The following is a 3454-nucleotide window of genomic DNA, read 5'->3' as shown; positions in this document are numbered from 1 at the left end:
CACACCTGTCTGGCCTTGCAGGCCGCAGGCATGGAGCCCGTGGTGGTGGACAACCTCTGCAACAGCAAGGCGGGCGTCCTGACCCGTGTCGCCGCCATCAGCGGGCGCGAGCCCCGCTTCTACGAAGGGGACATCCGTGACCCGGCCCTGCTGGATCGCATCTTCAGGGAGCAGCACATCGACGCCGTGATCCACTTCGCCGCCCTCAAGGCGGTCGGCGAGTCGACCCGCATCCCGCTGGACTACTACGAGAACAACCTGAGCGGCACCCTGGTATTGCTGCAGGCGATGAAACGGGCCGGGGTACGCAATCTGGTGTTCAGCTCGTCGGCCACCGTCTACGGCGATCCCGCCAGCACCCCGATCCGGGAGGATTTCCCCCGCAGCGCCACCAACCCCTATGGCCGATCCAAGCTGATCATCGAGGAGATCCTCGAGGATCTGCAGCGGGCCGAGCCCCACTGGAGCATGACCCTGCTGCGCTATTTCAACCCCGTCGGCGCCCACGAGTCCGGCACTCTGGGGGAGGATCCCCAGGGCATCCCCAACAATCTGATGCCGTTTTTGACCCAGGTCGCCATCGGCCGGCGCGACTGCCTCTCGGTCTTTGGTAACGATTACCCAACCATCGACGGCACCGGGGTGCGCGACTACATCCACGTGATGGATCTCGCCGAAGGGCACGTCAAGGCTCTGGAACACTGCGCCGGACGGGGCGGTGTCCACGCCTACAACCTGGGCACGGGCCAGGGCCAGAGCGTGTTGCAGATGGTCGCGGCGTTCGAGGCCGCCTGCGGTCGGCCCCTTCCCTACCGGATCGAGCCACGGCGCCCCGGCGACATCGCCGAGTGCTGGGCCGATCCCGCCAAGGCCGCTCGGGAACTGGACTGGCACGCCAGCCGGGATCTCGCCGCCATGTGCGCCGACAGCTGGCGCTGGCAGTCCGCCAACCCCAATGGTTACGAGGCGTAGGCCCTGGCCTGCGCCTTCGGATGTATTCAACTCACACACTGGAGTGATGATGTTCAACCCCGTTGATCACCCCCACCGCCGCTTCAACCCGCTCACCGGCCAGTACGTGCTGGTCTCCCCTCACAGGGCCAAGCGCCCCTGGCAAGGCCAGGTCGAGAAGGTGAGCCTGGCGCCGAGCCAGGCCCATGATCCCGACTGCTTCCTCTGTGCGGGCAACACCCGGGTGACCGGCGATATCAACCCCGACTATCAGGGCACCTTCGTCTTTACCAACGACTTCGCCGCCCTGATGCAGGACACCCCGGCCGCCGACGCGGCGCCGGATCCCCTGCTGAAGCTGGAAGCCGCCCGGGGCACCAGCCGGGTCATCTGCTTCTCGCCGGATCACGGCAAGACCCTGCCCGAGCTGCCCCTGCCTGCCATCGAGCAGGTGATCACCACCTGGATGGACCAGGTGGCCGAGCTCTCTAACCAGTGGGAATGGGTGCAAGTCTTTGAAAACAAGGGCGCCGTCATGGGCTGCTCCAACCCGCACCCTCACGGCCAGCTCTGGGGCAGCGACTTCCTGCCCAACGAGATTGCCCGGGAAGAGGCGCACCAGCGCGCCTGGCTGGCCGAACACGGCCGCCCCCTGCTGCTGGACTATGTGGAGCGGGAGCTGGCGGATCGCTCCCGCATCGTGGTGGAGACCGCCCACTGGCTGGCGGTAGTGCCCTTCTGGGCGGCCTGGCCGTTCGAGACCCTGCTGCTGCCCAAGGCCCATGTCCCCTCCATGCTGGATCTCACCCGGGAACAGCAACAGGACCTGGCCATCGCGCTCAAGGAGCTCACCAGCCGCTACGACAACCTGTTCGAGTGCAGCTTCCCCTACTCCATGGGCTGGCACTTCGCGCCGCCGAACTCGGACTGCCCCGAGGCCTGGCAGTTGCACGCCCACTTCTACCCGCCCCTGCTGCGCTCCGCCACGGTGCGCAAGTTTATGGTGGGCTTCGAGATGCTGGCGGAGACCCAGCGCGATCTCACCCCGGAACAGGCGGCAGAGCGGCTGCGGGCGCTCTCCCCCATTCACTACAACCAGACCAATCAAGCCAATGAGGTGACCCCATGACCCCGAGCCAGCGCGTCAGCGCCGTGTTTGCCGAGCAGTTTGAGCAACAACCCGACCTGCTGGTACGGGCTCCAGGCCGCGTCAACCTCATCGGCGAGCACACCGACTACAACGACGGCTTCGTGCTGCCCTGCGCCATCGACTACGAGACCTGCGTCGCCATCGGCCTGCGCGGCGACAACCTGGTCGAAGTGATCGCCGCCGACTACGACAACCAGCGCGACCGGTTCAGTCTCGATCAACCCATCGAGCACCACCCCAGCCAGCGCTGGAGCGACTATATCCGCGGCGTGGTGAAACACCTGCAGGCACGGGGCCACGCCCTGCGCGGCCTCAATCTGGTGGTCTCCGGCAACGTGCCCCAGGGGACGGGTCTCTCCTCCTCCGCTTCCCTGGAGGTGGCCATCGGCCAGGCCTTCAAGGAGGCCCAGGGACTGGCCATCAGCCAGGCGGAAATCGCCCTCAACGGCCAGCAGGCGGAGAACCAGTTCGTCGGCTGCAACTGCGGCATCATGGATCAGATGATCTCCGCGAGCGGCAAGCAGGATCACGCCCTGCTGCTCGATTGCCGTTCCCTGGAGACCCGGCTCATCCCCATGCCCACCGATCTGGCGGTACTCATCGTCAACTCCAACGTGCGCCGCGGCCTGGTGGACAGCGAATACAACACCCGTCGTCAGCAGTGCGAAACCGCCGCCCGTCACTACGGGGTCAAGGCCCTGCGCGACCTGGATCTGGCGACCCTGGAAGCGGGCAAGGCCGGGCTGGACGAGGCCTGCTATCGCCGTGCCCGCCACGTGGTCGGCGAGAATGCCCGCACTCTGGCGGCGGCCGATGCGCTGGCACAGGGCGATCTGGTGCGCCTCGGCGAGCTGATGGGCCAGTCCCACGCCGCCATGCGGGATGACTTCGAGATCACCGTGCCCCCCATCGACGGCCTGGTGGAGATCATCAAGGCCCGGATCGGCAGCGAAGGCGGTGTGCGCATGACCGGCGGCGGTTTTGGCGGCTGCGTGGTCGCCCTGCTGCGCCCCGAGAAGGTGGCCGAGGTGATCGCCGTGGTGGAGGCGGAATACCCGGCCCGTTTCGGCCTCAAGGCGGACTGCTACGTCTGCCGTGCCAGCGCAGGGGCCGGCAGACTGTAACGCACGCCTGACAACGGGTGACGCCCCCTGCCCGGCACTCGCGACGCCGGCAGGGGGCGACGGGATCACGACGGGGAACCGCAAACCATGATGAAATTCGAGCTGGAAAACGAGGAGGGACTGCGGCTGCGCGGTCTCGCATACGGGGCCACCCTCACCTCCCTCACCCTGCCGGTGGCGGGAGAGCGGCGGGAGGTGTTGCTGGGCTGCGCCGACGAGGCCTACCTCA

General features: G+C 67.1%; 3 protein-coding genes and 1 pseudogene. All 4 read left to right on the top strand.

Annotated features, from left to right (window positions below):
* The coding region (gene galE / locus AACR77_RS19625; RefSeq protein ID WP_042882345.1) for a UDP-glucose 4-epimerase GalE at positions 1-972 on the top strand (972 nt) is incomplete at its 5' end.
* Between the two features lie 49 nt (positions 973-1021).
* A complete protein-coding gene (locus tag AACR77_RS19620; protein ID WP_042882343.1) occupies positions 1022-2080 on the top strand; it encodes a UDP-glucose--hexose-1-phosphate uridylyltransferase in 1059 nt (352 codons plus the stop codon).
* A complete protein-coding gene (gene galK, locus AACR77_RS19615; RefSeq protein WP_042882341.1) occupies positions 2077-3225 on the top strand; it encodes a galactokinase in 1149 nt (382 codons plus the stop codon). The genes AACR77_RS19620 and galK overlap by 4 nt, the downstream gene beginning before the upstream one ends.
* Before the next feature lie 87 nt (positions 3226-3312).
* A pseudogene (locus AACR77_RS19610) lies at positions 3313-3454 on the top strand (galactose-1-epimerase); the annotation flags it as partial.

It is taken from the genome of Aeromonas sp. ZOR0002, assembly GCF_963866995.1.
Classification (GTDB): Bacteria; Pseudomonadota; Gammaproteobacteria; order Enterobacterales; family Aeromonadaceae; genus Aeromonas; species Aeromonas caviae.
The sequence above is the reverse complement of the archived record's forward strand: the minus strand, read 5'-3'. Positions and strand labels throughout refer to the sequence as shown.

Bases quoted from the DNA above. Each gene is read 5' to 3' on its own strand.
- galK (WP_042882341.1), top strand. From the start codon at position 2,077: ATGACCCCGAGCCAGCGCGTCAGCGCCGTGTTTGCCGAGCAGTTTGAG.
- AACR77_RS19620 (WP_042882343.1), top strand. From the start codon at position 1,022: ATGTTCAACCCCGTTGATCACCCCCACCGCCGCTTCAACCCGCTCACC.